General features: G+C 70.4%; 23 protein-coding genes. 16 read left to right on the forward strand and 7 right to left on the reverse strand.

The window, feature by feature from the left end; genetic code table 11:
* The 3 genes from FCG67_RS23725 to dprE2 all read left to right on the forward strand — a co-directional run.
* Window positions 1-143, forward strand: a 143-nt coding sequence (locus FCG67_RS23725; RefSeq protein ID WP_246044891.1) for a Fe-Mn family superoxide dismutase, incomplete at its 5' end; no start/stop codon positions are given.
* 109 nt (window positions 144-252) lie between these two features.
* Complete coding sequence (gene dprE1 / locus FCG67_RS23730) at window positions 253-1,701, forward strand: decaprenylphosphoryl-beta-D-ribose oxidase (protein ID WP_136912035.1); 1,449 nt, start codon at window positions 253-255, stop codon at window positions 1,699-1,701.
* Window positions 1,698-2,459, forward strand: coding sequence for a decaprenylphospho-beta-D-erythro-pentofuranosid-2-ulose 2-reductase (gene dprE2, locus FCG67_RS23735; RefSeq protein WP_136912036.1), 762 nt, complete (start codon window positions 1,698-1,700; stop codon window positions 2,457-2,459). Before dprE1 ends, dprE2 begins: the two co-directional genes overlap by 4 nt.
* Window positions 2,460-2,550: 91 nt before the next feature.
* On the opposite strand, the gene FCG67_RS23740 is transcribed toward dprE2, so the two are convergent.
* Window positions 2,551-2,787, reverse strand: coding sequence for a hypothetical protein (locus FCG67_RS23740; RefSeq protein ID WP_136912037.1), 237 nt, complete (start codon window positions 2,785-2,787; stop codon window positions 2,551-2,553).
* A 281-nt stretch (window positions 2,788-3,068) separates the two neighbouring features.
* On the opposite strand from FCG67_RS23740, the gene FCG67_RS23745 reads away from it, so the two are divergent.
* A complete protein-coding gene (locus FCG67_RS23745) occupies window positions 3,069-4,913 on the forward strand; it encodes a galactan 5-O-arabinofuranosyltransferase (protein ID WP_136912084.1) in 1,845 nt (614 codons plus the stop codon).
* A gap of 52 nt (window positions 4,914-4,965) precedes the next feature.
* Here FCG67_RS23745 and FCG67_RS23750 read toward each other — a convergent pair whose 3' ends face one another.
* Together FCG67_RS23750 and FCG67_RS23755 are read right to left on the reverse strand one after the other, a co-directional pair.
* Window positions 4,966-5,406 (reverse strand): DoxX family protein, encoded by a 441-nt coding sequence (locus FCG67_RS23750; RefSeq protein WP_136912038.1) that lies wholly within the window; start codon window positions 5,404-5,406, stop codon window positions 4,966-4,968.
* A 95-nt stretch (window positions 5,407-5,501) separates the two neighbouring features.
* Window positions 5,502-5,972: a MarR family winged helix-turn-helix transcriptional regulator gene (locus tag FCG67_RS23755; RefSeq protein ID WP_246045249.1), complete on the reverse strand. Its 471-nt coding sequence runs from the start codon at window positions 5,970-5,972 to the stop codon at window positions 5,502-5,504.
* Between the two features lie 83 nt (window positions 5,973-6,055).
* Between FCG67_RS23755 and FCG67_RS23760 the strand changes: the two genes are divergently transcribed.
* The 3 genes from FCG67_RS23760 to FCG67_RS23770 all read left to right on the forward strand — a co-directional run bounded on the left by FCG67_RS23760 (window position 6,056) and on the right by FCG67_RS23770 (window position 8,700).
* A complete protein-coding gene (locus FCG67_RS23760) occupies window positions 6,056-6,607 on the forward strand; it encodes a carboxymuconolactone decarboxylase family protein (protein ID WP_246045250.1) in 552 nt (183 codons plus the stop codon).
* Window positions 6,608-6,736: 129 nt separating this feature from the next.
* Window positions 6,737-7,408: a TetR/AcrR family transcriptional regulator gene (locus tag FCG67_RS23765; RefSeq protein ID WP_136912039.1), complete on the forward strand. Its 672-nt coding sequence runs from the start codon at window positions 6,737-6,739 to the stop codon at window positions 7,406-7,408.
* A 59-nt stretch (window positions 7,409-7,467) separates the two neighbouring features.
* Window positions 7,468-8,700: a serine hydrolase domain-containing protein gene (locus FCG67_RS23770; protein ID WP_136912040.1), complete on the forward strand. Its 1,233-nt coding sequence runs from the start codon at window positions 7,468-7,470 to the stop codon at window positions 8,698-8,700.
* Here FCG67_RS23770 and FCG67_RS23775 read toward each other — a convergent pair.
* Window positions 8,697-9,290, reverse strand: a complete 594-nt coding sequence (locus tag FCG67_RS23775; RefSeq protein ID WP_136912041.1) for a TIGR03086 family metal-binding protein — start codon at window positions 9,288-9,290, stop codon at window positions 8,697-8,699. The two genes, FCG67_RS23770 and FCG67_RS23775, sit on opposite strands and share 4 nt — an antisense overlap.
* Window positions 9,287-10,273 (reverse strand): sigma-70 family RNA polymerase sigma factor, encoded by a 987-nt coding sequence (locus FCG67_RS23780; RefSeq protein ID WP_136912042.1) that lies wholly within the window; start codon window positions 10,271-10,273, stop codon window positions 9,287-9,289. Before FCG67_RS23780 ends, FCG67_RS23775 begins: the two co-directional genes overlap by 4 nt.
* Window positions 10,274-10,410: 137 nt before the next feature.
* Here FCG67_RS23780 and FCG67_RS23785 point away from each other — a divergent pair, with 137 nt between their 5' ends.
* On the forward strand, window positions 10,411-11,226 hold the full coding sequence (locus FCG67_RS23785; RefSeq protein WP_211243310.1) for an alpha/beta fold hydrolase: 816 nt from the start codon (window positions 10,411-10,413) through the stop codon (window positions 11,224-11,226).
* 9 nt (window positions 11,227-11,235) lie between these two features.
* On the opposite strand, the gene map is transcribed toward FCG67_RS23785, so the two are convergent.
* A complete protein-coding gene (gene map, locus FCG67_RS23790; RefSeq protein ID WP_136912043.1) occupies window positions 11,236-12,003 on the reverse strand; it encodes a type I methionyl aminopeptidase in 768 nt (255 codons plus the stop codon).
* A 51-nt stretch (window positions 12,004-12,054) separates the two neighbouring features.
* On the opposite strand from map, the gene FCG67_RS23795 reads away from it, so the two are divergent.
* Both FCG67_RS23795 and FCG67_RS23800 read left to right on the forward strand, forming a co-directional pair.
* Entirely contained in the window at window positions 12,055-12,324 is a 270-nt protein-coding gene (locus tag FCG67_RS23795) for a helix-turn-helix domain-containing protein (RefSeq protein ID WP_136912044.1), read from the forward strand.
* Window positions 12,325-12,492: 168 nt separating this feature from the next.
* The gene (locus FCG67_RS23800) at window positions 12,493-13,134 is read left to right on the forward strand and encodes a dihydrofolate reductase family protein (protein ID WP_136912045.1); all 642 of its coding nucleotides are present in this window, start codon (window positions 12,493-12,495) and stop codon (window positions 13,132-13,134) included.
* 285 nt (window positions 13,135-13,419) lie between these two features.
* Here FCG67_RS23800 and FCG67_RS23805 read toward each other — a convergent pair whose 3' ends face one another.
* Window positions 13,420-14,577 carry an erythromycin esterase family protein gene (locus FCG67_RS23805; protein ID WP_136912046.1) on the reverse strand — a complete coding sequence of 386 codons (1,158 nt, stop codon included), beginning with the start codon at window positions 14,575-14,577 and terminating at the stop codon, window positions 13,420-13,422.
* Between the two features lie 81 nt (window positions 14,578-14,658).
* Here FCG67_RS23805 and FCG67_RS23810 point away from each other — a divergent pair, with 81 nt between their 5' ends.
* From FCG67_RS23810 to FCG67_RS23835, 6 genes are all read left to right on the forward strand, one after another.
* Entirely contained in the window at window positions 14,659-15,411 is a 753-nt protein-coding gene (locus FCG67_RS23810) for a TioE family transcriptional regulator (protein ID WP_136912047.1), read from the forward strand.
* 86 nt (window positions 15,412-15,497) lie between these two features.
* Window positions 15,498-17,141 carry a GMC oxidoreductase gene (locus FCG67_RS23815; RefSeq protein WP_136912088.1) on the forward strand — a complete coding sequence of 548 codons (1,644 nt, stop codon included), beginning with the start codon at window positions 15,498-15,500 and terminating at the stop codon, window positions 17,139-17,141.
* A 102-nt stretch (window positions 17,142-17,243) separates the two neighbouring features.
* The gene (locus tag FCG67_RS23820) at window positions 17,244-19,034 is read left to right on the forward strand and encodes a glycosyl transferase (protein ID WP_136912048.1); all 1,791 of its coding nucleotides are present in this window, start codon (window positions 17,244-17,246) and stop codon (window positions 19,032-19,034) included.
* A gap of 30 nt (window positions 19,035-19,064) precedes the next feature.
* Window positions 19,065-22,349: an arabinosyltransferase domain-containing protein gene (locus FCG67_RS23825; protein WP_246045252.1), complete on the forward strand. Its 3,285-nt coding sequence runs from the start codon at window positions 19,065-19,067 to the stop codon at window positions 22,347-22,349.
* Between the two features lie 172 nt (window positions 22,350-22,521).
* Window positions 22,522-25,830, forward strand: a complete 3,309-nt coding sequence (locus tag FCG67_RS23830; RefSeq protein WP_136912049.1) for an arabinosyltransferase domain-containing protein — start codon at window positions 22,522-22,524, stop codon at window positions 25,828-25,830.
* Window positions 25,831-25,913: 83 nt separating this feature from the next.
* A complete protein-coding gene (locus FCG67_RS23835) occupies window positions 25,914-26,768 on the forward strand; it encodes a dienelactone hydrolase family protein (RefSeq protein WP_136912050.1) in 855 nt (284 codons plus the stop codon).
* The last annotated feature ends 25 nt before the right edge of the window (window positions 26,769-26,793 follow it).

The raw sequence follows: 26,793 nt of genomic DNA on the forward strand, positions 1-26,793 counted from the left end.
ACATGTGGGAGCACGCCTTCTACCTCGACTACCAGAACGTCAAGGGCGACTACGTCAACGCCTTCTGGAACATCGTCAACTGGAACGACGTCTCCGCCCGCTTCGACCGCGCCCGCACCCAGACCGCCGGCCTCATCGTCTAGTCCCGCCCGGCCGAGTGTGCAGCTACCGGGCCAAACGTCGAGTGGCGGCGGCCATACCTGCACACTCGCCAGGGGTCGGATCCACTACCGCCAGGTAACCTCTACAACGATGTCCACGACAGCTGAAGAGTCCCCGGCCGCCGCCGTGCAGCCGCAGCCTCTGACCACCCAGACCCGCACCCTGACCGGCTGGGGGCGCACCGCGCCCACCACCGCCCAGGTGCTGTCCACGCCCGACGTCGAGGTGATCGCCAGCGCGGTCGCGCAGGTCGCCGAGCAGAACGAGGGCAAGCCGTCCCACCTGCGGCGCGGCGTCATCGCCCGCGGGCTCGGCCGGTCCTACGGCGACCCGGCGCAGAACGCAGGCGGCCTGGTCATCGACATGAATGCGCTCAATCGCATTCATCGCATCGATCGCGACACCGCCCTGGTGGACGTCGACGCCGGTGTGAACCTGGACCAGCTGATGAAGGCGGCCCTGCCGTTCGGCCTGTGGGTTCCGGTGCTGCCGGGTACCCGCCAGGTCACGATCGGCGGCGCCATCGGCTCCGACATCCACGGCAAGAACCACCACAGCGCCGGCAGCTTCGGCAACCACGTCATGTCGCTGGACCTGCTGACCGCCGACGGCAAGGTCCGCACGCTCACCCCCAAGGGCGGGCGCAACGATCCCAAGGCCGCGCTCTTCTGGGCGACGGTCGGCGGCATGGGCCTGACGGGCATCATCCTGCGCGCCACCATCAAGATGACGCCCACCGAGACGGCGTACTTCATCGCGGACAGCGTCCGCACCACCAGCCTCGACGAGACCATCGCGCTGCACAGCGACGGCTCCGAGGAAAACTACGACTACTCGTCGGCGTGGTTCGACGCGATCTCCGCGCCGCCGAAGCTGGGCCGAGCGGCCGTGTCCCGCGGCTCGCTGGCGAAGCTGGACCAGCTGCCGGCCAAGCTGCAGAAGGATCCGCTGCGGTTCAACGCCAAGCCGCTGGTGACGTTCCCGGACATCTTCCCGAACGGCCTCGCCAACAAGCTCGACTTCACGATCGTCGGCGAGCTGTACTACCGGAAGACGAAGAACGCCACCAACCAGGTCCAGAATCTGACGGCGTTCTACCACCCGCTCGACCTGTTCGGGGAGTGGAACCGCGCCTACGGATCCAACGGATTCCTGCAGTACCAGTTCGTGGTGCCGCCCGAGGCGGTCGACGAGTTCAAGAAGATCATCGTCGACATCCAGCGGTCGGGTTTCTACTCGTTCCTCAACGTGTTCAAGCTGTTCGGCGAGGGCAACCAGGCGCCGCTGAGCTTCCCGATGCACGGCTGGAACGTCTGCGTCGATTTCCCGATCAAGGCCGGCCTGAACGAGTTCGTCACCGAACTCGACAAGCGTGTCCTCGAATTCGGCGGACGGCTCTACACCGCGAAGGACTCGCGGACCACCGCCGAGACCTTCCACGCCATGTACCCGCGGATCGACGAGTGGATCGCGACGCGCCGCAAGTACGACCCCACAGGCGTTTTCGCCTCCGATATGTCCAGAAGGTTGGAACTGTGATCAACGCCGTGGGTAACCCCCAGACCCTGCTGCTCCTCGGCGGCACCTCCGAGATCGGCCTGGCCATCTGCGAGGAGTACCTGAAGAAGGCTCCGATGCGGGTGATCCTGGCCGCGCTGCCTGGCGATCCGGGCCGCGACGCCGCCGTCGCCCAGCTGAAGGCAAAGGGCGCCACCGAGGTCGAGGTCGTCGACTTCGACGCCGTGGACACCGAGTCGCACCCGAAGGTGATCGACGCGGCCTGGTCCAAGGGCGACGTCGACGTCGCGATCGTCGCGTTCGCGCTCGACGGCGACGCCGAGGAGCTGTGGCAGAACCAGCGCAAGGCCGTGCTGGTGGCCAACGTCAACTACACCGCGGCGGTGTCGGTCGGTGTGCTCGTCGGCGAGAAGATGAAGGCGCAGGGCTTCGGCCGCATCATCGCGATGTCGTCGGTCGCCGGCGAGCGCGTCAAGCGCGCCAACTTCGTCTACGGCTCCACCAAGGCCGGACTCGACGGGTTCTACCTCGGCCTGGGCGAGGCCCTCGCCCAGTTCGGACCGAAGGTCACGGTGGTCCGGCCCGGCATGGTGCGCACCCAGTTCAGCGCGCACGTCAAGGAAGCCCCGCTGACGGTCAACAAGGACATCGTCGCCTCGCTCGCCGTCGCCGCGTCCGACAAGGGCAAGGAAATCGTCTGGACTCCGGGCCCCTGGCGCTTCGTGATGATGGCACTGCGGCACGTGCCGCGGGCGATCTTCCGCAAGCTGCCGATCTAGCCCCACACGACCCGCAGCACCCGACGAATCGGCCCCACCGCAGTGCATCGCGGTGGGGCCGTTTTGTCGTTCGGGCCGGGCCGCACGTCGCTCATCCCGGCATGACCCGCCGCCATTGGCCGTTGGTCTCACAGGTCTGGTAGCTGCCGTCCGGGAGATAGATCTTGCTGCCGACGCTGTATTCCTTGCCGTCGTGCACACAGACGACCGCCTGCGTTCCCTCGGCCGAGCTGCGGATCTCCGCCTGGGCGACCGAGGCGGTGGCGCCGATCACTCCCGCGGCGACGAGTAACGCGATGCCGAGCGTCTTTGCGATGCGAGAGATCATCTGAGGCTTTCCGTCGGGGTCGGGTCCGGGTGGACTACAACAAATATGAGGTAGCGAAGCCCACACCACCAGGCACCCAAGGGTGCCGATTCGGCCACCCCCTGGACCACGGAATGGGTCTGCGGCGGTCGATCTGCGGCGCTCGCGTCCGGCTTCTCGTCGGTTCACTAAGCTCAGTGCTCGTGACTGACGCTCCCGCAGCTCCGATCCCCGACACAGCTCCGAGCACGTCCGCGGCCCGCAGGGATCCGCTGCGTCGCGCGGCGTCCACCGCCGGGGAGATGGGGCTGGCGGCGGTCGTCGCGGCCGCCGTCGCCGCGGTCGGGCTGATCGCCTTCGGGCTGGTGGATTGGCCGGCGTTCAACTCCTCCAACGTCACCCAGGCCCTGACCACGGTCGGGCAGGTCGTGACCTTGGCGGCGCTGGGTCTGTCGGTGTGGCTGCTGCGGGCCCGCCGCGCGGTGGTCGCGGCGAAACTGCTGTCCTGGGCCGCGCTGTCCGGCTTCGTCACGGTCACCCTCGGGATGCCGCTGGCCGCGACGAAGCTGTACCTGCACGGCATCTCGGTGGACCAGGAGTTCCGCACCGAGTTCCTCACCCGGATGACGGACACCGCCCGGCTCGACGACATGACCTATGCGGACCTGCCCTCCTTCTATCCGGCGGGCTGGTTCTGGGTCGGCGGACGGGTCGCGAATCTGCTCGGCATGGAGGGCTGGGAAGCGTTCAAGCCGTACGCGATCGCCTCCATCGCGGTGGCCGCCGTCGTGTCGCTGGTGTTGTGGTCGAAGCTCATCCGCGACCACGTGGCGGTGCTGGTCGCGACGGCCGTGACGGCGATCGCGCTGGCCTACGCGTCCCCCGAGGCGTACAGCGCGGTCCTCGTGGTGCTGCTGCCACCGGTGCTGGTGCTGGCCTGGGGCGGGCTGTACCGACCGGGCCGGAGCGGGGCCGACGGCTGGGGTGCGATCGTCGGGACGGGCGTCTTCCTCGGCGTCGCCGCCACCTTCTACACCCTGTACCTGGGCTGGGCGGCGTTCGCGGTGACGCTGATGGCCGTGCTCGCCGCCGCGCTCGCGGTGCGGGCGAACGGGATGCGGGCGGCGCTGGACCCGCTGTTCCGGCTGGCGGTGGCGGGGGTGATCGCCGGGCTCATCGCGTTGATCGTGTGGCTGCCGTACCTGAACGCGATGCGCACCGGCCCGACCGCGAGCTCGGGTACGGCACTGCACTACCTGCCCGACGGCGGCGCCCGTCTGCCCCTGCCGATGTTCCACTTCTCGCTGATCGGTGGCCTGTGCCTGCTCGGCACGGTGTGGCTGGTCGGCCGCGCCGCCTCCTCGCGGCGCGCGCAGGCGCTCGGGATCGGCGTCGCCGCCGTGTACGCCTGGTGGCTGCTCTCGATGGCCGTGACGGCGATCGGCAACACCCTGCTGTCCTTCCGCCTCGAACCAGTGCTGCTCGTGCTGCTCGGTGCCGCAGGCGTTTTCGGGTTCCTCGACTTCGCGCGCTGGACGATCCTCGCGACCAGCGAGAACCCGCGGGTCCGGGCCGCGATCGTCGCGATCGGCGCGCTGGGCGCGGTGGCGTTCGCCCAGAACATCCCGCAGGTGCTCGCCTCCGAGATCACCACCGCGTACACCGACACCGACGGCAACGGCGAGCGGGCGGACCAGCGGCCGCCCGGCGCCGCCTCCTACTACGACGAGGTCGACGCGGCGATCACCGCACAGCGCCCGGGACCGCGCTCCGACACCGTGGTGCTCACCGCCGACACCAGCTTCCTCAGCTTCTACCCGTACTTCGGCTTCCAGTCGCTGACGTCGCACTACGCGAACCCGTTGGCGCAGTTCGACCGCCGCGCCGCCGCGATCGCCGACTGGGCCGAGACCGAGAGCCCCGACGAGCTGGTCCGGGCGATGGACGAAAGCCCCTGGCGCACACCGGATGTGTTCGTCTTCCGCAAGGGGTCCGACGGCTACACGCTGCGTCTGGCGGAGGACGTGTACCCCAACGACCCGAACGTGCGCCGCTACACCGTGACCTTCCCGGAGAAGCTGTTCGACGACCCCCGGTTCACCACCACCGAGGTCGGTCCGTTCGTGATCGTCACCCGGGTCGGCTGAACACGGCTGTCCCCCACACCGGTTCGGCGTGGGGGACGGCATGCGAGGTCGGTCAGCCGCGGACGAGCGGCATGATCGCGCGCACCCGCAGATCGCGCAGGTACAGCCCGCCCCACACCAGGATGCCGAAGTAGATCGGCGCGAGGGTGGTGCTCAGGATCGGCTGCTCGGTGACCAGGTTGGTCGCCACGGCGCCGCCGAGGTATCCGGTCAGCAGGACCGCACCGAGGATCGACGTGACGGGCACGACGTAGAGGGCGAGGCAGATCAGCAGCACCACGCCGAAGACCCTGTTCAGGCTCGGGTCGAACCCGAGGTCGGCCATCGCGGTGCGCACCTGCTCGACGTTGGCGATGTGGGTGAGCGAGTCGAAGAGGAAGAACACGACGACCAGACCGGTGATGATCAGGCCGGCGATCCGGGCACCCCGCGAGGGGGCGGCCGAGCCGGTGGCGGCGGGTGCGGTGGTCGTGGTGTGCGGCGTGGTGGTCATGGCGGGCTCCGATGCTGGATTGCTTCGTGCACGGCGCGCGAAGCGGTTGCCATATAGACCGGCGACGACCGCGAAACTCATCGCGCACGGGTCAATTATCCGCCGAACCAGGCCTGCGCGTCGAGACGGAAGCCCTGACCAGCGGTGACGGTGCGCAGATCGGACTCCAACGCGCGCAGCCGTTCCAGCCCGATCGTCGCCGCCCAGTCCGCCTGCAGCCGGTCGAAGGCGACCGCGGAGCGTCGCAGGCTGTCGAGCCCCCGCTCCGTGAGCACCACCCTCTTGCTTCGGGCGTCCGACGGGTCGCTCTCGCGCGCCACGTAACCGAGGCCCTCGAGCCGATCGACCGTCTTGCCCGCCGCCTGCTTGGAGACGCCGAGCCTTCGGCCCAGCTCGCTCGCGCTGGTCCCCGCGATCCCGATCGCCTGCATCGCGAATCCGTAGGCGGGGCGCATGTCCGGGTGCCCCTGCTCCGCCAGCTGGCGATGCACCTCGTCGATCAGGGTCCGGAATCCGGCGAACAGCAGCAGCGGCAGCTCGTAGCCGGGGCTCTCATCGACGGCCACGGCACACCCCTTGCCGAATATAGACAACCATGTTTACTATATGGACAACCACGTTGACGATATTACCCCAGAGAGGACTCCAGATGCCCTTCACCCATCACACCGCCCAGACCGCCCCCGACGCCGCCCGCCCGACCATGGCGGCCATCGAGGGGAAGTTCGGGTTCCTGCCCGCCCCCGCGGCGCTCATGTCGGAATCGCCCGAGCTGTTGCAGGCCTTCACCCGGTCGAACGCCCTGTTCGAGCGCAGCACGCTCACCGAGCTCGAACGCGAGGTGCTGGTCCTGACCATCGCGACACGTAACGAGTGTCACGTCTGCGTCGCCCTACACACCGCCTCACTCACCCGCGCCGCGGCGCCGGCGGAGCTGGTCGCGGCCCTGCGCGCCCGGCAACCGCTCACCGACCCGCGGCTCGACGCCATCCGCGTGTTCACGCTCGCGGTCCTGGACGCGGCGGGAGGTGTCGACGAGGAGCAGATGAGGGCGTTCCTCGAGCGGGGCTTCACGCGCCGCAACGCCCTCGAGGTCGTACTGGGGGTCGGCACCTACACGCTGTCCACCTTTGCCAACCGGATGACCGAGGCGCCGCTGGACCCGCCGTTCGCACCGTTCGCCTGGGAGGGCGCCGCCTAGCACTTTCACCGTTTGCCCCCACTGCCACATCAGTGATGTCATCATTGATGACAACGCTGATGGCACGCACCTGTGAGTCCTTCCGGCCCCTGTCGGGCCAGAAGGACTCACGGCGGGAGGGGTACAGGGATGGCCGAGGACGGTACGCGCGCGCGACTGACGCCGGAGGTGATCGTGGACGCCGCCGTGCGGATCGCCGCGCGGGGCCGCCCCGACGGACTGACCGGACGCGCCCTCGGCGAGGAGCTCGGCGTCGACCGCTCGGCGGTGTGGCGGCACTTCTCCGACAAGGACGCGCTCCTGCGAGCCGTCGGCGACCGCCTGCTGACGATGGCGCACGAGCGCGTCCCCGCCGGGCTCGGCCCGAAGGAGCGGATGGAACACCTCGCCGGAGCCGTGGTCGCGGTGTTCACCGAGCATCCCCATGTCGGCGCCGCCGTGGCCCCGCGCACGACCCGCGGCCCCGGCGAGTTCGCCCTGGTCGAGATGATGCTCACCGCGCTCGGCGAGCTGGGGCTGGAGCCGGCGGATGTGGTCCGCTACCAACGGATGATGGCCGAGGCCGTGCTGTCCTACGCGGGGATGCTGGCCGGCCACGCGCTGCTACCGGACAACCTGCGCGCCGGCGACGAACGCGCCTGGGCCCACGAGTATGTCGGCGCGGACCCGGTGCGCTACCCCGCGATCGCCGCACACGCACCGGCCCTGGCCGAGGTGGGCCCGGACCTGGTGCTCGCCACCATGATCGAGGCCTTCTGGACCGCGCTCGACGCCAGGGCCGCCCGCGTGCGCACGGACTGACCCGGCCCCGCACGGCGCCCAAGACCCACCCACCCCCGATATCGAGGATCACTCCACGCATGACCGAGCCCAGCACCACCACCGAGCCCGCCACCACCGCTGCCGAGCCCACCGTCGCCGAGCCGCCTCGCAAGCGCTCCCGACTGCGCACGGCCGCGATCGTCGTCCCGGTGGCCGCCGCGACGCTGGTGGCGGCGACCTATGCGGCCGCCGCGGCGCTCGAGATCCCCGCGCCGCCGACCCTGGCCCGGCTGCTGACCGAGGCACCCTCGAAGCAGGGCGAGCTGTATCCATCTCGCGCGGTGGCGGCCTCGCCGGATCCCGCTCCGCTGCAGTCGAACTCGATGCCGCTGCCGGACACGGTGCCGTGGCGGGGCGAGCAGATCCCGGTCGCGCAGTTCCTCGAGACCACCCACACCAACGCCTTCCTGGTGCTGCGGGACGGCGCGCTCACCCACGAGTGGTACCGCGACGGCGTCGAGGCCACGACGCCGCTGGCCTCGTGGTCGATGGCCAAGTCCGTCGTCTCGCTGATGATCGGTCAGGCGATCGACGCGGGCAAGCTCAGCGAGGACGACCGGCTGGTCGACGTCCTGCCGGAGCTCGCCACCGGCGGGGAGTACGACACCGTGACGGTGCGCAACCTGCTGGACATGACCGCGGGCGTCGATGTGTCCGAGAACTACAACCCGTACTGGCCGCTGACCGGCACCGCCCGGATGTACCTGACCCAGGACCTCGACGAGTTCGTCGCCGACCACCGCGAGGTCACCTTCGCCCCGGGCAGCGAGGGCGACTACCGGAGCGTCGAGACCCAGCTCCTGGGACAGGTGCTGGCCCGGGTCGAGGGCAAACCGCTGACCGAGTTGCTCGAGCGGAACCTGTGGGCCCCGATCGGCGCCGAGGACGGCGCAACCTGGAACCTCGACCGGGACGGCGGTCAGGAGAAGGCGTTCTGCTGCCTCAACGCGACCGCCCGCGACTACGCCAAGGTCGGCCGGCTCGTCCTCGACGGCGGGCGGGTGGGTGACACCCAGGTGGTCCCGCCTGCCTGGATCGAACGCATCAGCGCCCCTGCCCCGCACCAGGTCTCGACCTCGCCGTGGGGATATTCCGCGCAGTGGTGGCACCCCACGCCCGACAGCCCGGACCTGTCCGCGCTCGGTGTCTACGGCCAGTACACCTACGTCGACCCGGCCACCGGCACCGTCATCGTCAAGCTCAGCGACCACGGCACCGAGCAGGACGAGGAGGAGACCTTCGAGGTGCTCCGGACCATCGCCGGCGCCTAGGGCCGCGGATCCCGGCCCAGGAAGGCCAGCAGCCGCTCCCCCGGTCCCGCCCCCGCCGGCAACTCAACCGGGGCGGCGAACCGGGCCGGTCGGTCCGCATCACTGACGAAAAGCGTTGCACAGGTGAGCAGTTCCTCGGCGAGGTCCGGCGGGATCGGCCGGTTGCGTCCGCACGCTCTTGCCACGTCCCACCCGTGCACGGCGATCTCCAGCGCACCGGCAGCGGGCACGATGCCCGCGGCCATCGAGACGCCACCGATCTGGATCCCCTCCGGGTCACCCGAGCGCGCCCATGCCCCGAGCAGTCGACAGGCGCGATCGCACAGCGCCGCAACGGGATCGGACTCGGGATCGGGCGCCGCAGCGGCGGGAGCCAGCGCGATGTGCCGGTCCAGGGCGGCCTCCTGCAGCGTGCCGAGGGCGTCGTTCATGTGCGCCAACAGCATGCGCAGGTCCCATCCGCGACAGGGCGTGGCCCTGTCCATCGACTCCTCCGTCACGAGCTGCAGGCTGCCCAACGTGTAGGCGATCGACCGCTCCAGCAACGCGACCGGGTCGGCCAGCGGCCACGCGACCGCGGCGCCCGTCATGACCCGACCGGCAGCGTCTCGGGCAGCCCGAACTTGCCGAACAGCGACACGTCGAAGAACACCGTCACATGACCGATCCCCGACGGGCCGAGCGAGACCACCTGCAGCTGGAAGGCGGAGTACCCGCCGTCGGGATCACGCATGTACATCGCGAATGCGGGCTGCCCGTTCGACACCGTGGGGATCAGCTTCATGTCCCCGGGACCATTTGCGGGACAGTTGTTCTCGATGAGGGTGCGGATTGCATCGGGGCCCTGGTACCAGCCGACGAAGGGCGGCATCTCCCAGACGGCGTCCTGGGTGAACAGCTCCTTGAGCGCGGCCATGTCGTACGTCTCGAAGGCCGCCATGTACTTGTCGAGCAGCTCGCGCTGATCCGGCGCGACCGGCTCCACGACGGCATCCTCGGCGGGCGCGGCCTGATCGATCTGCGCGCGGGCGCGCTGCAGGGCGCTGTTCACCGCCGCCGTGCTGATGCCGAGCAGTTCCGCAACCTCCGCGGCAGGCCAGGCCAGCACCTCGCGCAGGATCAGCACCGCCCGCTGCTTCGGCGGCAGGAACTGCAGGGCGGCGATCAGCGCCAGCCGGATGCTCTCGCGGGACGTCGCGACCACAGCCGGGTCGCTCGCGGCGGTGCCGAGCAGGGCGTCCGGGATCGGCTCGAGCCAGGGCACCTCGCCCTGCTCGACCAGCTCGCCCGCCGGGTCCGAGCTCGGCGCGCCGAGACCGGTGGGCAGCGGGCGCTTGCCCTTGCTCTCCAGCGCGGTCAGGCAGGTGGTCGTCGCGATCCGGTACAGCCAGGTACGTAGCGAGGAGCGGCCCTCGAACTTCTCGTAGGCGCGCCATGCCTTCAGGTACACCTCCTGCACCAGGTCCTCGGCGTCGTGCACCGAACCGGACATCCGGTAACAGTGCGCCAACAACTCCCGCCGATACGGCTCCGCCAGCGGAGCAAAGTCCTCCTGAACCGCGCCCTCTGTCATCGTTTCCCACCCTTCGTCGAATGCCTTCCCGAGTACAGACCCGCCGCGTGGGGGAAACTCATCGGTCTCGCGCGATGAATTTTCGTGCCCCGCCCGGTCAGTACAGAGGAACACGATCCGAGGAACGAGGGAAGCCCATGTCCGAGACGTCCGAAACACCGCAGCAGAACCCCGTGCACAAGGCGATTTCGCGGGACGGCACCGTCATCGCGTACGAGCGGTCGGGCGACGGCCCGCCGATCATCATCGTGGGAGGCGCCTTCAACGACCGCGCGACCGCGGCCGCCCTGGCCGCCACGCTGGCACCCGGGTCCACCGCGATCGCGTACGACCGACGCGGCCGCGGAGACAGCGGCGACACCGCGCCGTACGCGGTCGACCGCGAGATCGAGGATCTTGCCGCCCTGATCGAGGACGTCGGCGGGTCCGCGGGCCTGTTCGGCCTCTCGTCCGGCGCGATCCTGGCCCTGGACGCGGCCGCCGCCGGGTTGCCCGTCACCTCGGTGGCGATCTTCGAACCGCCGTTCCAGACAGAGGGCGGCCCGCAGCTCCCCGACGACTACCTGGCCCGGCTGGCCACCTTCACTGCGGAGGACCGCCGCGGGGAGGCCGTCGAGTACTTCATGACCGCGGCGGTCGGGCTGCCGCCGGAGGCGGTCGCGCAGACCAGGCAGTCGCCGATGTGGGCGGGGATGGAATCTCTGGCGCACACCCTCGGCTACGACGGCGCCATCACGGTGCGACCCCTGACCGCAGACCGGTTCGCCGGGATCTCGGCTCCGACACTGACACTGGCGAGCGCCGCCAGCCCGCCGTCGCTGCAGCTGCCCGCCCGCGCCGTGGCGGAGATGATTCCCGGCGCCCGGCACCGCACGCTCGACGGCGGATTCCACGACGTCCCGCCCGAGACCCTCGCGCCGGTGCTGCTCGATCACCTGACGGCGACCTCGTGATCGCGGCCCTCAGGCGGCGGTGAGGATCAGCGGCCCGTCCGGGGTGATGGCGATGGTGTGTTCGCTGTGCGCCGCGCGGGTGCCGTCGAGGGTGCGCAGCGTCCAGCCGTCCGGGTCGTGCCGGTAGTCGTCGGTGCCGCCGCCGATGAGCATCGGCTCGAGCGCGAGCACCAGGCCCGCGCGCAGCTTCATCCCCCGGCCGCGCCGTCCCTCGTTGGGCACGTCGGGGTCCTCGTGCATGGCGCGGCCGATCCCGTGGCCGCCGTGATCGGCGAGGACCCCACGTCCCCTGCTCCTGGCGAACGCGCCGATGGCGTCGGCGATGTCACCGATCCGGTTCCCCACCCGCGCGGCCTCGATGCCCCGCGCGAGCGCCGCCTCGGTGTCCGCGATCAGGCTCAGGTCCTCGGGGTCGGCCTCGCCGACCACGAAGCTGATCGCCGAGTCACCGCACCATCCGTCGAGATAGGCCCCGCAATCCAGGCTGACGAGGTCGCCGTCGGCGAGCCGGTGGTCCGTCGGGATGCCGTGCACGATCGCGTCGTTGACGCTGGCGCACACCACACCGGGGAACGGCGACGGCGCCCAGGCGGGGTGGTAGTCGAGGAAGGCCGGGGTGGCGCCCGCCTCCCGGATCACCGCCGCGGCGGCCGCGTCGAGGTCGCGCAGGCTCACCCCGACCGCTGCCGTCGCCCGCGCCGCCGCGAGGGCCTGCGCCACCACGCGTCCGGCCTCCCTCATCGAACGCACCTCATCCTCGGTCTTGATCTCGACCATGCCCACCTCTCCCGTATTGCCAATAACTATACCGGTATTACTATAGGGGACATGGTGCGCGTGCCGCTGACGGCGGAAGAACTCGAGCGAGGCAAGCGACTCGGCGAGCTGCTGCGCGGAGCCCGCGGCGAGGCCAGCATGGTCGAGGTCGCACTGGACGCGGGCATCTCCGTGGAGACGCTGCGCAAGATCGAGACCGGCCGGATCGCGACGCCCGCGTTCTTCACCGTCGCCGCCCTCGCCCAGGTCCTCGGGCTGTCGCTGGATCTGGTCGCCGAGGCGCTGGCCGATCCGCCCTCGCGCCGCGAGGCTGCCTCGTAGCCGCCCGCCCTCCGACGGCGAGGGTCGCCGCCGGGAATCCTCCGGCCCGAGAGCCCAGTGGACGTCCATTTCCGTGCCGTTCGGGGGATGCCGGTCAGCCTTCCGATGAGTTTGTGCGTCTCGGGGAGTCTCTACTTTGATCACCATCATCGAGAGTGGGAGCACAGAGTGAGTCAGCTACTGCGAGTCCAGAACTTCAATGTTTCGAGCGACGGAATCGGCGCCGGGGAAAACCAGAGCTTCGAGAGCCCGTTCGGCCTCGACCCCGGTGCCATGTTCGCGTGGGGCGGCGCCACGGCCAGCTGGCCCACCCGCACCGACCCCGGCGGCAGCCGCGGCCTCGATGACTACTTCACACGAGACTTCGCCCGCAACATCGGCGCCGAGATCATGGGACGCAACAAGTTCGGTCCCCAGCGCGGCCCATGGGAGGATCACGAATGGCTCGGGTGGTGGGGCGACGAGCCACCGTTCCACACCCCGGTATTCGTCATGACCCACCACAAGCGGCCCTCGTTCACGCTCTCCGACACCACGTTCCATTTCGTCGACGGCGACCCGGCCACGATCCTCGAGCAGGCACGCGAGGCAGCGCAGGGCAAGGACGTCCGACTCGGCGGCGGAGTCACCGCCATCAAGCAGTTCCTCGATGCCGACCTCGTCGACACCATGCACGTGGCGGTCTCCCCGATAACGTTCGGAACCGGACTCCGGCTCTGGGAGTCGCCGGAAGAGCTGCGCGATCGGTTCCACCTCGAGATCGTGCCCAGCCCGAGTGGTGTGGCCCACCACCTGTTCTGGCGGAAATAACCCGACTAACCGCGCAAGGATTTCGGAGCAGTCCGGATCACCTACCAGCCAGGACACCCGGGTCGACACGACCCGGGTGTCCTGTTGAGGATGCCCAAGCCCGACTGGGCGTTCACCCCCGCCCTGCTCCAGGTGAACGTCACCGACTGCGACGAGGTACTCCGGCGCGCCGGCGACCGAGGCTACCGGGTTCACGTCGACCACGCCGTTCTACGGCGACAGCTCCCTCGCCCGGTTCGTCGACGCCTGGCACAACGTGTGGTGGCTGTCCGGCCCCGACGAGGCCTAGCCGGGAGTGTGCGTGAGCGCCGTTGCGCCTGAGCTGATGTGCAGGATCGCGCCGACCGTGTCGAGGGTCGCCCGGTCGAGCGGGAAGTAACCCTGCGCCGGGGTGGCGTCGGTACGGGTGCGCGCGGCGGCGACCTCGGTGGCGGGCGTCAGGCCCCAGGTGGCGATCCGGGCCTGGAGGAAGCCTTCGTGGGTGTCCGGCTCCGGGTCGCCGAGCCCGATCGTGTCGCTGCGGCCGAGGCTGCCCGCGATGAAGGCGTACCGGTCGCCCACCAGCGACCCGACGATGGCGCCGACGCTGAACCACTCGAGGTCCATGCCCCTCATCCGCATGGTGCTCGGGCGCTCCTGCAGGTGGCTGTTGTGCGCGAAGACCATCGTCGCTCCCCGCCGATCCTCGATGCGTCGAATGTCGAGGAGGTTTCGGGCCATGAGCGCATCGCGGGTGCCCAGCAGGAGTGATATCCGCTCGCTCTCGTCGATGAGCTGCGCCGCCTGCTTGTGGTAGCGGAGCAGGCCGAGGCCTGCGGTGAGATACGTTTCGGCCCTGTGCCATTCGGCGCGTGACGTCGTCGCGATCAGTTCCGGCGCCCGTACGTAGAGCGTGGTGAGCAGATCGTCGGCAGTCGTCCGCAGCCGTTCGGCCCCGGCCGTGGCGCCGATCGACGCGGCCGAGTCCATCACCGCTTCCGCGCGGCTCCAGCGTTCGTCATCGCCGCAGAGGCCCGCGATGTCGAGGTCGAGTTGCAGGTAGTCGCTGGCGTGTTCGAGATAGCGTCGCGGGCTGGGTGCGCTGGTGTTCTCCATCGGAGCGTCCATGCCGTGGAAGGCCAATCGCTCTGTCGGCGGCCGGTTCTCGTTGTAGTCGCGCATCCAGGCAACCAGTTGACGGTTGGCGTCCAGGTCCCCGAAGCCGTGCGAGAAGCCTTCGCTCATCGCCTGATCGAGGCTCCCGACCCCCTCCTGCACGAAATCGTTGACGGTGAGCGCGGCCACGCGATCGGTTTCCAGAACGATCGACCGGAAGCCGCGGTCGACCAGCTGCGCGAACAGTTCGTTGCGGACCCACGCGAACGCGGGTTCCAGGTGCGTCGGCTCACCGAGCGCGAAGATGTCACATGATGCGGGTACGAAGTCTCGAATGTCCTGGCTCATGTGTCTCAATCGTATCGTTGAAAGATCGGTTGAGACTTGTGAAGCAACAGCTACCGAATTGCCCGGTAAAGTCTCAAATCGATGATCAAGCTGCGACCATCCGACCTCGCGCGCGAGCACGGCATCTCGACCCAGGCGGTCCGCAACTACGAGCGGGACGGCTTCATCCCACCCGCCGACCGCACGCCCAGCGGCTACCGGGTCTACACCGAGGTACATGCGGCGGCGCTGCGCGCCTACCTCGCGCTCCTCCCGGCGTACGGCCACGCGATCGGCGGCCAGATCATGAACGCGCTGCACCATGGCGAACTCGACGACGCCCTGATGATCATCGACCGCGGCCACGTCCAGTCGCTCCGCGACCGGGAAACCCTCGATGCCGTCAAGAGCTCGGTGCATCACCTGACGGCCGAATCCGGGACCGCCACGGACCCATCGAATGACGCCGAGACCCGAACCATCGGCGAACTCGCGCACCACCTCCGCGTCACCCCTGCGACGCTTCGCAATTGGGAGGGCGCCGGAATCCTCGCCCCGGCGCGGGGCCGGGCCACCGGATACCGCCACTACAGCGCGATCGACGTCCGCGATGCCGAGCTCGCACACCTCCTCCGACGAGGGGGCTACCCGCTGGACCGCATCGCCGCCGTGGTCCAGCAGGTCCGAAGCGCGGGAGGCACAGACGCTTTGGCCGCCGCACTGAATGACTGGCAGCGAAAGCTGACCGCACAGGGTCTCGCCACGCTCGCCGCGGCCGGCGAGCTCGGCCGCTACATGAAATTGCTCGACCGCGCCCTGCCCGGGCCCATCACGGCATCCGGCAAACCGCACTAGCCCGACGTCGCTTCCCAAGCGGCGCTCACACCTTTATCGTTTAACTGTTCGTTTCCTCAGCGGCCGCGTAGGTTGCCGACGTGACCATCGTCGAGCGAGCGCCGCAACCCCACCCGAACCGCCGGTCCCTCCTGCGCGGCGCCGCCCTCGGCGTCGGCGCCCTGGCCGCCGGGGCGGCCGTCGGGCCCCTCTCCGCCGCGCGCGCGGGCGCCTCCCCAACGGCGTTGAGCGGCAAGACCGCCGTGGTGGTCGGCAGCGGATTCGGTGGCGCGGTCGCGGCGCTGAGGCTCGGCCAGGCAGGCGTCCGGACCACGGTCCTCGAGCGCGGCAGGCGCTGGCCGGTCAACCCGGACGGCACCACCTTCTGCACGATCAACGAACCCGACGGCCGATCCGCATGGTTCGCCGACCACCCGCCGATCAACCAGCTGACGCGGCTGCAGTCCATCGCCCGGTACCCGGGCCTCATCGACCGGGTGTACGGCAACGGCATCGACGCCATCTACGGCGTCGGGGTCGGAGGCGGCTCGCTCGCGTTCGGCGCGTTCACGCCGCAGCCCCGGCGCAAGGATTTCGCCACGGTCTTCCCCGCCCAGATCGATTACGACGAGCTCGACCGGACGTACTACCCGCGCGCCAAGAAGATGCTGGGCACCTCGCCCCTCCCGGCGGACCTCCTCGCGAACCCCGCCTACCGGGGTGCGCGCGCCTGGTTGGACTACATCGAGGATTTCGGTGGCGAGCCCGTCCTGCACGACTTCTGCGTCGACTGGGACGTCGTCCGCGAGGAACTCGCCGGCCGCACCCCCGCGTCGTACTCGATCGGTGAGGGCCCGTACGGCAGCAACTCCGGCGCCAAGAACAGCGTCGACCGCAACTACCTGCCCGCGGCCGAGGCCACCGGGAACGTGACGATCCTCCCGCTGCACGAGGTCATCGAGATCCGGGAGATCTCCGGGCAGGACCGGTTCGAGGTCGTGGTCAAGCGGATCGACGAATCCGGCGCGGTGCGTGAACACAAGACGCTGGTGGCCGACTACGTGTTCATGGCGGCCGGCTCGTATTACACCTCCGCGCTGCTCGCGACCGCCAAGGCGAAGGGCACGCTGACCCGGCTGAACGACCACGTCGGCAAGGGATACGGCAACAACGGCGACTTCCTGATCGCCCGCGGACTGCTGCGCCGGGACTGCGGCGCGAAGCAGGGCGGCCCCGGCGTCGCGGTGATGTACGACGACGACAATCCGGACGGCCCGATCTCGATGTCCTGGGAGGCGTCACCGTTCCCGGACATCGCGGGCGGCTCGAACATGGCGAACCTGATCCAGGTCATCTCGGACGAACGCGGCTCGATCGACTACAACCCGGCGACCGGGCGGGCGGAACTGAACTACCCGTTCGGCGAGTCGAGCAGCGACGTGGACGCGCGCGGGCGGAGCTTCGCAGGCCGCTTCCACGAGCGGACCGAGACCCGGTTCGGTTCGCCCGCCACCGGGATCCCGATCTACACCCGGCTCAGCGACTTCGGCTCCGGGTGCACGTGGCACGGACTCGGCGGCATGGTGATGGGCCGCGCGTGCAGCCACGAGGGCCAGGTCGACGGCTACTCCAACCTGTTCGTCGTCGACGGCGCCCTGCTGCCGGGGTCCTCCGCAATGGTCAATCCGGCGCTGACGATCACCGCGGTGGCGGAGCGCTGCATGGACCGCTTCGTGGCCGCCCGGTCCTGAGCCCGGCCGACCGCCGACAGGAACCTCACAGGGCAGGTGAGTACGGTGGCCGGGGCCAAGGGCTCGGCAATCCGTCGGCCCGCCGACGGACAGGAACGTGCAATGCCCCAGGCACCGATGCTGGCGGACCCCGCGAGGACCTCGACCCCACCGAGGTCCGCGCGCGCCGTCGTCGGGCGCCTGCGGGGACACCGGGCCGGGCCGGACGTGGCCGCCGCGCTCGGGTTCACCGCGCTCGCGATGGTGGTGCTCGGCCGCCAGTGGCGCTCGCCCACCGTCGGCTACCTGATCGGCAGCGGCCAGGACCAGCGGATGTGGGAGTGGTTCTTCGCGGTCGCGGCGCACTCGGTCACCCGACTGGAGAACCCCCTCGGCACGCTCCTGCAGAACTACCCGGACGGCGTGAACCTGATGGCCAACACGGCCATGTTCGGCGTCAGCATCCCGCTCGCGCCCGTCACGCTGCTGTTCGGACCGACGGCCACCTGGACGCTGGTGCTGACCGCGGGCCTGGCGGGGACCGCCTTCGCCTGGTACTGGCTGCTGTCCCGGTTCGCGGTGCGATCGCGGGCCGCGGCGGCCGTCGGCGGGCTGTTGTGCGGGTTCGCCCCGGGGATGATCTCGCACGCCAACGGTCACCCGAACTTCGTGGCGCTGGCGCTGCTGCCGCTGATCCTCGGCTGCGTGATCCGGCTCAGCCGCGGTGCAGGCGTCCGGACCACGATCGCGCTCGGCCTGCTGGTCGCGGCGCAGATCCTGCTCGGCGAGGAACCGCTGCTCATCTGCGCCATGTCCTTCGCGGTGTTCACGGTGGCGTACTTCGCCTTTCGGCCGCGGCTCGCCGGCGCCGCGGTGCGGTCCGCGTGGCGGCCGCTGCTGCTCGCGGCGGCGATCGCGCTGGCGATCACCGCGATCCCGTTGTGGTGGCAGTTCTTCGGGCCGCAGAGCTACCGGGTCATCGACCACGGGGCGATGGGCAACGACCTCAAGGCGCTGCTGCAATTCCCGGAGCAGTCGCTCGGCGGGCGCACCAACCCCGGGCAGGACGTCTCGATCGGCGCCACGGAGGAGAACGCCTACTTCGGCTGGCCCCTGCTGGCCCTCGTCGCCGCGGCATCGGCCTGGTTGTGGCGGTCGCCGCTCGCACGGGCGGCGACGGTGACGACGCTCGCGATGGGCGTGCTCTCGCTCGGGTCCGAGCTGACCGTCGGGCGGAACAAGACCGGGATCACCCTGCCGTGGGCCTGGTTCGAGCACGTCCCGCTGCTCGAATCGGTGCTCGAGACCAGGTTCGCGATGGGCGCGGTCCCCCCGATCGCGCTGCTGCTCGCGATGGCGACGGACCGGGCCGTCCGCGAGCGGGCGACGCTGGTGCCCTGGTGCATCTGTCTGGTGCTCGCGCTGCTGCCGCTGACCCCGATGCCGCTGCCCGCGGTCGACCGCAAACCCGCTCCCGAATTCTTCGCCGACGGGACCTGGCGCGGATACGTCGACGACGGCTCCATCGTGACGGTCCCGCTACCCCGGCCCGAGGATGCGCGCGCGCTGTCCTGGCAGGCCAAGGCCGATTTCGGCTTCCCACTCGCGGGCGGTTACTTCGTCGGACCGGCAGGCGCCGCCAAGAAGGCCAAGTACGGCCCGGACGATCGGCCGACGGCGCTGTTGCTGGCCCAGGTGGACAAGACCGGTGCAGCGCCGACGATCACCGACGGACTGCGCGCGCAGGCGGTCGCGGACCTGAGGTTCTGGCGGGCCGACGCGCTCGTGCTCCCGCCGGGAAGGAACCGTCAGGTGCTCCGCGAGACGGTGAGCGAGCTGCTCCGGGACAGCGGTCATGCCGCCGACGACGTCTGGGTGTGGGATGTGCGCGCCCTGGTCGCCGCGGGGCACTGACCCGGGCGCCGTCCCATACGATCGGACCTTGTGTCCGACGCGCCTGAATCCACGCCAGCCGACCGCACCTCCCTGCGCACCGCCCGCCTGATCGCGGTTGTCGCGGGTCTGGCCGGGCTGCTGCTGGCCGTCCTCACCCCGCTGCTGCCGGTCAAGCAGACCACCGCCAGCGTGTCCTGGCCGCAGAACGGCGCCCTGACCAGCGTGTCCGCGCCGCTGGTCAGCTACGAACCGCTCAGCCTCAGCGCGCACATCCCGTGCGCGGTGGCGACGCAGCTACCGCCCGACGGGCAGGTCCTGCTCTCCACCGCCCCGAAGCAGGCGGCGGACGCCGAACTCGACGGCCTCACCGTCAAGGTCGCGGGCGATCCCGCGAGCGAGACCGGCCGCGAGGTCCAGGTGATCCTGCGCAACAGCGTGCTGCTCTCGGCACCGCTGGCCGACGTCGCGACGAAGTGCTCGGCGATCACCGTGTTCTCGGACGCCGCGCACACCACCGCCACCTTCGCCGGGCTCACCGACGATGCGGGCGAGCCGCTGAGCGTCGACGTCGCAGACGACCTGCGCCCGCAGATGGTCGGCATCTTCAGCGACCTCCAGGGCACCGCCGCAAACGGCACAGGGGGCACCGCCCCCGCAGGCCTCGAGGTCCGCGCGGACATCGATTCGCGGTTCTCCTCCAGCCCCACGGTGTTCAAGCTGCTCGCGATCGTCGTCGGGACGCTGGCCACGCTGATCGCGCTGATCGCGTTGCACCGCCTCGACAGCACCGACGGCCGCGCGGCGCGCCGCTTCCTGCCCCGGCACTGGCTGCGTTTCACCGGCGTCGACGGCCTGGTGGTCGGCACCCTCGCGCTGTGGCACTTCATCGGCGCGAACACCTCCGACGACGGCTACCTGCTGAACATGGCCCGGGCGTCGGAACAGGCCGGCTACATGGCCAACTACTTCCGCTGGTTCGGCGTCCCCGAGGCGCCGTTCGGCTGGTACTACGAGGTGCTGGCCGCCATGGCCAAGATCTCCACGGCCAGCCCCTGGATGCGCCTGCCCGCGCTGCTCGCAGGGATCCTCTGCTGGATGGTGATCAGCCGCGAGGTGATCCCCCGCCTCGGTAACGCCGTGCGCCACAACCGGATCGCGATCTGGACCGCCGGACTGGTGTTCCTCGCGTTCTGGCTGCCCTACAACAACGGCCTGCGGCCCGAGCCGATCATCGCCCTCGGCGCGCTGCTGACCTGGTGCTCGATCGAACGCGCGATCGCCACCGGCAGGCTGCTGCCCGCCGCGGTCGGCGTGCTCATCGCGGCGTTCTCACTGGCGGCCGGGCCGACCGGCGTGATCGCCGTCGCCGCGCTGATCGTCGGCGCCCGGCCGATCACGGCGATCCTGGTCACCCGGGCCCGCCAGGTGGGGTGGCTGCCGTTGCTCGCGCCGGTCGCCGCGGCAGGCACCCTGGTGCTGGCCGTGGTCTTCGCCGACCAGACCCTCGCGACCGTGCTCGAGGCGACCCGGGTCCGCACCCTGGTCGGCCCGAACGTGAAGTGGTTCGACGAATACCACCGCTACGACGCCCTGATGAACGTCTCCCCCGACGGGTCTCTGGCCCGCCGGTTCGGCGTGTTCACGATGATCCTCTGCCTGGTCGTCTGCGCGATGATCATGCTGCGCCGGGGCGGCAAGATCCCTGGCGCCGCCGCCGGTCCGTCGCGGCGCATCCTCGGCATCGTGTTCGGCTCGCTGGTGCTGATGATGTTCACCCCCACCAAGTGGACCCACCACTTCGGCGTGTACGCGGGCCTGGCCGCTTCCATCGCCGCGCTGACCGCCGTCGCGGTCGCCGCGGCCACGCTCCGCTCGCGCCGCAACCGCACGCTGTTCGCGTCGGGCGTGCTGTTCCTGCTCGCGCTGGCCTTCACCGGCTCGAACGGCTGGTGGTACGTCTCCAGCTACGGCGTGCCGTGGTGGGACAAGCCGCCGTCCATCGGCGGCAACGCCTTCTCCACCGCGTTGCTCGGCCTGGCGGTGCTGGCACTGCTGCTGGCGGGCTGGCAGCACCTGCGGGCCCCGTACCGGCCGGAGGAGCAGGCTGCCCCGCCGCGCGGGCTGCGGGCGCTGCTCGGTTCGCCGCTCACGCTCGCGGCCGCGTTCGTGGTGCTCTTCGAGGTGCTGTCCCTTGCCAAGGCCGCGGTCGCGCAGTATCCCGCGTACTCGGTGGCCCGCTCGAACGTCGAGGCACTCGCGGGCGACACCTGCGCGCTGGCCGACGACGTGCTCGTCGAGTCCGACGCGAACGCAGGCACGCTCATCCCGGTCAGCCCATCGGACAACCCGCTCGGCGCGGAGGCGGACGCCGGCTTCACCCCCAATGGGGTATCCGTCGACCTGACCGCCGACGAGGAGAACAAGGCTGCGGGCGGCGCGAACACCATCGACAGCGACGCCACCACGACCACCTCCGGCACCGCGTCGGGCACCGGCGGCGGCACCGGCAGCACGGGCGTCAACGGCAGCTCCGTTGCCCTGCCGTTCGGGCTCGACCCGGCGCGCACCCCGGTCCTCGGCAGCTACCAAACCGGTGAGCAGTCCACCGCGAAGCTCACCTCCGGGTGGTATGGGCTTCCCGAGCGAAGCGATGCGGCCCCGATCCTGGTGGTCACCGCCGCGGGCCGGATCCGGTCCGTCGACGCCGACGGCGTCGTCACCTACGGCCAGGACCTGGTCGTCGAGTACGGCGCCCCCGCTGCCGACGGCACGATCGAGCCACGCGGCAGCCTGTTGCCCATCGACATCGGCCCGTCGCCGTCGTGGCGGAACCTCCGAGTCCCGATGGCCGACATCCCGGCCGATGCCACCGCCGTGCGGCTGGTCGCGAACGACCACGACCTCTCCCAGCGGCAGTGGCTGGCCGTCACGCCGCCCCGGGTGCCGCAGCTGCGGACGCTGAACGAGGTGGTCGGGTCGAGCGCACCGGTGTTGCTGGACTGGTCCGTCGGCCTGTCCTTCCCGTGCCAACGGCCGTTCGACCACGAGTACGGGGTCGCGGAGACGCCCGAGTACCGGATCCTGCCGGACCGGGTCGGCGCCGACTCCACCAACGGCTGGCAGGACAGCCTCGGCGGCGGACCGCTCGGCTGGACCGACCTGCTGCTCTCCGCGCAGACGATGCCGAGCTACCTCGACCGCGACTGGGACCGCGACTGGGGCTCGCTGGAGCTGTTCACCCCGCTCGACGAATCCGCGGTGCCTGCACGGGTGGACACCGCGACCGTGACCCGCTCCGGACTGTGGGACCCGGGGCCGATCCCGGCGCGGTGACGGCGGCTGCGATCGCGGACCCCGTGATCGCAGCCCGATCCGTCCGCTTGAACGGCCGACCAGGCCGCTGAGCTGGGGATTGTGGCTGCGTCACGGGGGCGTGGATCACCGATTACAGAGATTCTCCGTAGCGATGTGAACGCCGACCGACCCTCGCCTACCATCGTGAACCGTGCCCGACGTCGTGACAGCCCCCGAACCAGCCATTTCCGCACCGCCGCCACCGGTCGACTTCAGAGCGAAGTACCGCACCGCGCGGCTGATCGCGGTCGTCACCGGTCTGCTCGGTGCGCTGTTCGCGGTGGCGACGCCGTTCCTGCCGGTCACCCAGACGACGTCCACCCTGAACTGGCCGCAGGCGGGGGTCACCGCGAGCGTCGACGCGCCGCTGATGGCCCAGGTGCCGATCGACCTGCAGGCGACGGTGCCGTGCGCGCTCGTCCGCGAGCTGCCCCCGGAGGGCGGCCTGCTGCTGGCCACCGCCCCGCCGCAGGGCACGGATGCCCCGCTCAACGCGATGTTCATGCGGGTCACCGCCGACACCGTGGACGTGCTCGACCGCAACGTGGTCGTCGCGTCCGCCCCGCGCGCCCGGGTCGAGACCGGTGGCTGCACGGCCATCACCTTCAGCTCCGACATCAACAGCACCACCGCCACCTTCGAGGGGCTGTCCATCGGCGGCAACCCGGTCACCGGCACCCTGACCGGAGACCTGCGGCCTCAGGTGGTTGGCGTCTTCACCAGCCTGGACGGCCCCGCACCCGCCGGGCTCTCGTTGACGGCGAACATCGATTCCCGGTTCACCTCCTCCCCCACGCTGATCAAGAGCGTGGCGATGGTGCTCGCGGTCCTGCTGACCATCTCCTCGCTGGTCGCGCTCGCCCGACTCGACGGAACCGACGGCCGCGGCCACCGGCGCTTCTTCCCGTCGCACTGGTGGCGGTTCAAGCCGGTTGACGGCGCGGTCGTCGCCATCCTCCTGCTCTGGCACTTCATCGGCGCGAACACCGCAGACGACGGTTACCTGCTGACGATGGCCCGGGTGTCGGAGCACGCCGGCTACATGGCCAACTACTTCCGCTGGTTCGGCGTCCCCGAGGCCCCGTTCGGCTGGTACTACGAGGTGCTGGCCGCGATGGCCAAGATCTCCACGGCCAGCCCCTGGATGCGCCTGCCCGCGCTGCTGGCCGGCATCCTCTGCTGGCTGGTCATCAGCCGCGAGGTGATCCCCCGCCTCGGCCGCGCGGTTCGGCACAGCTCCGCCGCGGTGTGGACCGGCGGGCTGGTGTTCCTCGCGTTCTGGATGGCCTACAACAACGGCCTGCGCCCGGAGCCGATCGTGGCCCTCGGCGCGCTGCTGACCTGGTGCTCGGTGGAGCGCGCCATCGCCACCGGCAGGCTGCTGCCCGCCGCGGTCGCGATCCTGATCGCCGCGTTCTCGCTCGGCGCCGCCCCGACCGGCCTGATGTGTGTGGCGGCCCTGCTGGCCGGCGCCCGGCCGATGGTGCGGATCCTGGTCCGCAGGCACCGCGAGGTCGGTGCCTGGCCGCTGATCTCCCCGCTGCTCGCGGCGGGCACCGTGGTGCTCGTCGTGGTGTTCGCCGACCAGACCTTCGCGGGCGTCCGCGAGGCCACCCGGGTGCGCAGCCTGATCGGCCCGAACATGAACTGGTACGAGGAGTTCCTCCGGTACTACTACCTGTTCGTGCAGACGGTCGACGGTTCCGTGGCCCGCCGGTTCGCGTTCCTGGTGATGGTCCTCTGCCTGTTCACCACCCTGTTCGTGCTGTTGCGCCGCAAGAAGATCCCTGGCGCGGCGGTCGGCCCGTCGTGGCGTCTGCTCGGCGTGGTGTTCGGAACCATCTTCTTCATGATGTTCAACCCCACCAAGTGGACCCACCACTTCGGTGCGTACGCGGGCATCGCCGGTTCGCTGGCCGCGCTCACCGCGGTCGCGGTCTCCGCCTCCGCGCTGCGCTCGCGCCGCAACCGCACCATGTTCGCGGCGGGACTGCTCCTGGTGCTCGCCTTCTCCTTCTCCGGCATCAACGGCTGGTGGTACGTCTCCAGCTACGGCATCCCGTGGTTCGACAAGACCGTCTCGCTCGGAGGCAGGCAGCTCAACTCGGCGTTGCTCGCCCTGTTCGTGGTCGCCGTGCTGGTCGTCGCCTGGCAGTACTTCCGCGAGGACTTCATCGGCACCGAGGTGAAGGCGTCCAGCGAGAAGGGCAGGCGCATCAAGAAGTTCGCGGCCGTGCCGCTGACCCTGGTGGCCGCGCTGATGGTGCTGTTCGAGGTGCTCTCGCTGGCCAAGGGCGCGGTCTCCCAGTACCCGGCGTACTCGCTGGCCCGCTCCAACATCGACGCCGTCACCGGGTCGCCGTGCGGTCTGGCCGACGACGTGCTGACCGAGGCGGATCCGAACGCCGGCCGACTGCAGCCGGTCATCGACCCGGCGGACCCACCCGTGAACCCGAGCAACCCCCTCGGCGGCAGCAATCCGACCGGGTTCAGCCCGAACGGCGTGCCCACCGACCTGTCCGCGGACTACACCGAGGTCAAGCCCGGCCAGTCGAACACCGACGGCCAGACGGTCGGCCCGAACTTCGCCACCGGCGCGGGCGCGGGCACCGAGGGCGGCACCGGGGCGGTCGGCGTCAACGGCAGCAACGTCAAGCTGCCGTACGGCCTGAACCCCGCGACCACACCGGTTCTGGGCAGCTACCAGACCGGCGTCCAGGAGCCGGCCAGCCTGACCTCCAGCTGGTACGGACTGCCTGCGCGCAGCGAGCAGTCGCCGCTGGTCGTGATCTCCGCGGCCGGGCGCATCTGGTCGGAGAGCAACGACGGCGAGGTCACCTACGGTCAGTCGCTGCTGCTCGAGTCCGGGCACCGCGAGGCCGACGGCACGATCACCGCACTCGGCACCTACCTGCCCAAGGACATCGGCCCGGCGCCGTCCTGGCGGAACCTGCGGGTCCCGATCGACGAGCTGCCCGCGGGCACCGACGTGGTCAGGATCGTCGCGAACGACCCGAACCTGACCGGCGATCAGTGGCTCGCGTTCACCCCGCCGCGGGTGCCGCAGCTGCAGTCGCTCAACGACTACATCGGCACCACCCAGCCGGTGCTGCTCGACTGGGCGGTCGGCCTGCAGTTCCCCTGCCAGCGCCCGTTCGACCACAAGTACGGCGTCGCCGAGGTCCCCGGATTCCGCATCCTCCCCGACCGCCCGCTCGCGGTCAGCTCCACCGACACCTGGCAGAGCCACGAGAACGGCGGACCGCTCGGCTGGACCGAGATGCTCGCCGAGGCGTCCACGGTGCCGACCTACCTGGTCGACGACTGGGGCCGTGACTGGGGCGCGTTGGAGCGGTACACGCCGTACTTCCCGCAGGCTGAGGCCGCCGTCGTCGACACCGGCGAGGTGCGACGCTCCGGCTTCTGGAGCCCCGGCATGATGCGCGTATACGAGAAGTAGTCGCCCGCCCGACGAAGACCGGCTCCCCACACGGGGAGCCGGTCTTCGTCGCATCGGAGGGTCGGCGACCGCATACTCGGTACATGCCGGACGACGACCTGAGCGATTTCGAGGCCGCACATTTCACCCACGACGGCACGACGCGCGCAATCTACCGCCGCGGCACCGGTCCGGCGGTGATCATCATGGCGGAGATCCCGGGCATCACCCCGAAGGTGCTCGAGTTCGCCCGCCGCGTCGCCGAGATCGGGTGCACGGCAGTGCTTCCGCACCTGTTCGGGCGCCCCGGCCGGGATCCGAATCCGGGTGCCCACGGGAGGGTCGCGACGGCGGCCGACACGGTCACCACGATGGTCCCGGTCTGCGTCAGCCGCGAGTTCACGATGCTGGCGACCGGGCGGAGCTCGCCGGTGGTCACGTGGCTGCGGGCGCTGGCGGCCCACGAGCACGATCGATGCGGCGGACCAGGGGTCGGCGCGGTCGGCATGTGCTTCACCGGTGGCTACGCGCTCGCGATGGCCGTGGACGACGTCCTGATCGCCCCGGTCCTGTCGCAGCCCTCGCTGCCCCTCGCCGTCTCCGCGCGCCGACGGCGGACCATCGACATCTCGCCCGGCGACCTGGCCAGGGTGAAGCAGCGCTGCGCGAACGGGCTGACCGTCCTGGGACTGCGCTTCGACTCCGACCGGCTCTCACCCGCCGAACGCTTCGACTTCCTCCGCGAACAGCTCGGCGACGCCTTCGTGGCCGTCGAGATCGACGGCGGCGCCGCGAACCCGGAAGGGCTGCTGCCCCCACATTCGGTGCTGACCGAGCACCTCATCGACGAGCCCGGTCAGCCCACCCGCGCCGCGCTCGATCAGGTCCTCGACCTGATGCGGACACGGTTGCTGACGCCGACCGCGGACCCCGACGCCGGACCTGTCGATCCGGCGTGAGCCCCGCGGGCGGCGCGATCGCCCT

The sequence above is a fragment of the Rhodococcus oryzae genome, from assembly GCF_005049235.1.
In the GTDB taxonomy this organism is placed as follows: domain Bacteria; phylum Actinomycetota; class Actinomycetes; order Mycobacteriales; family Mycobacteriaceae; genus Rhodococcus_G; species Rhodococcus_G oryzae.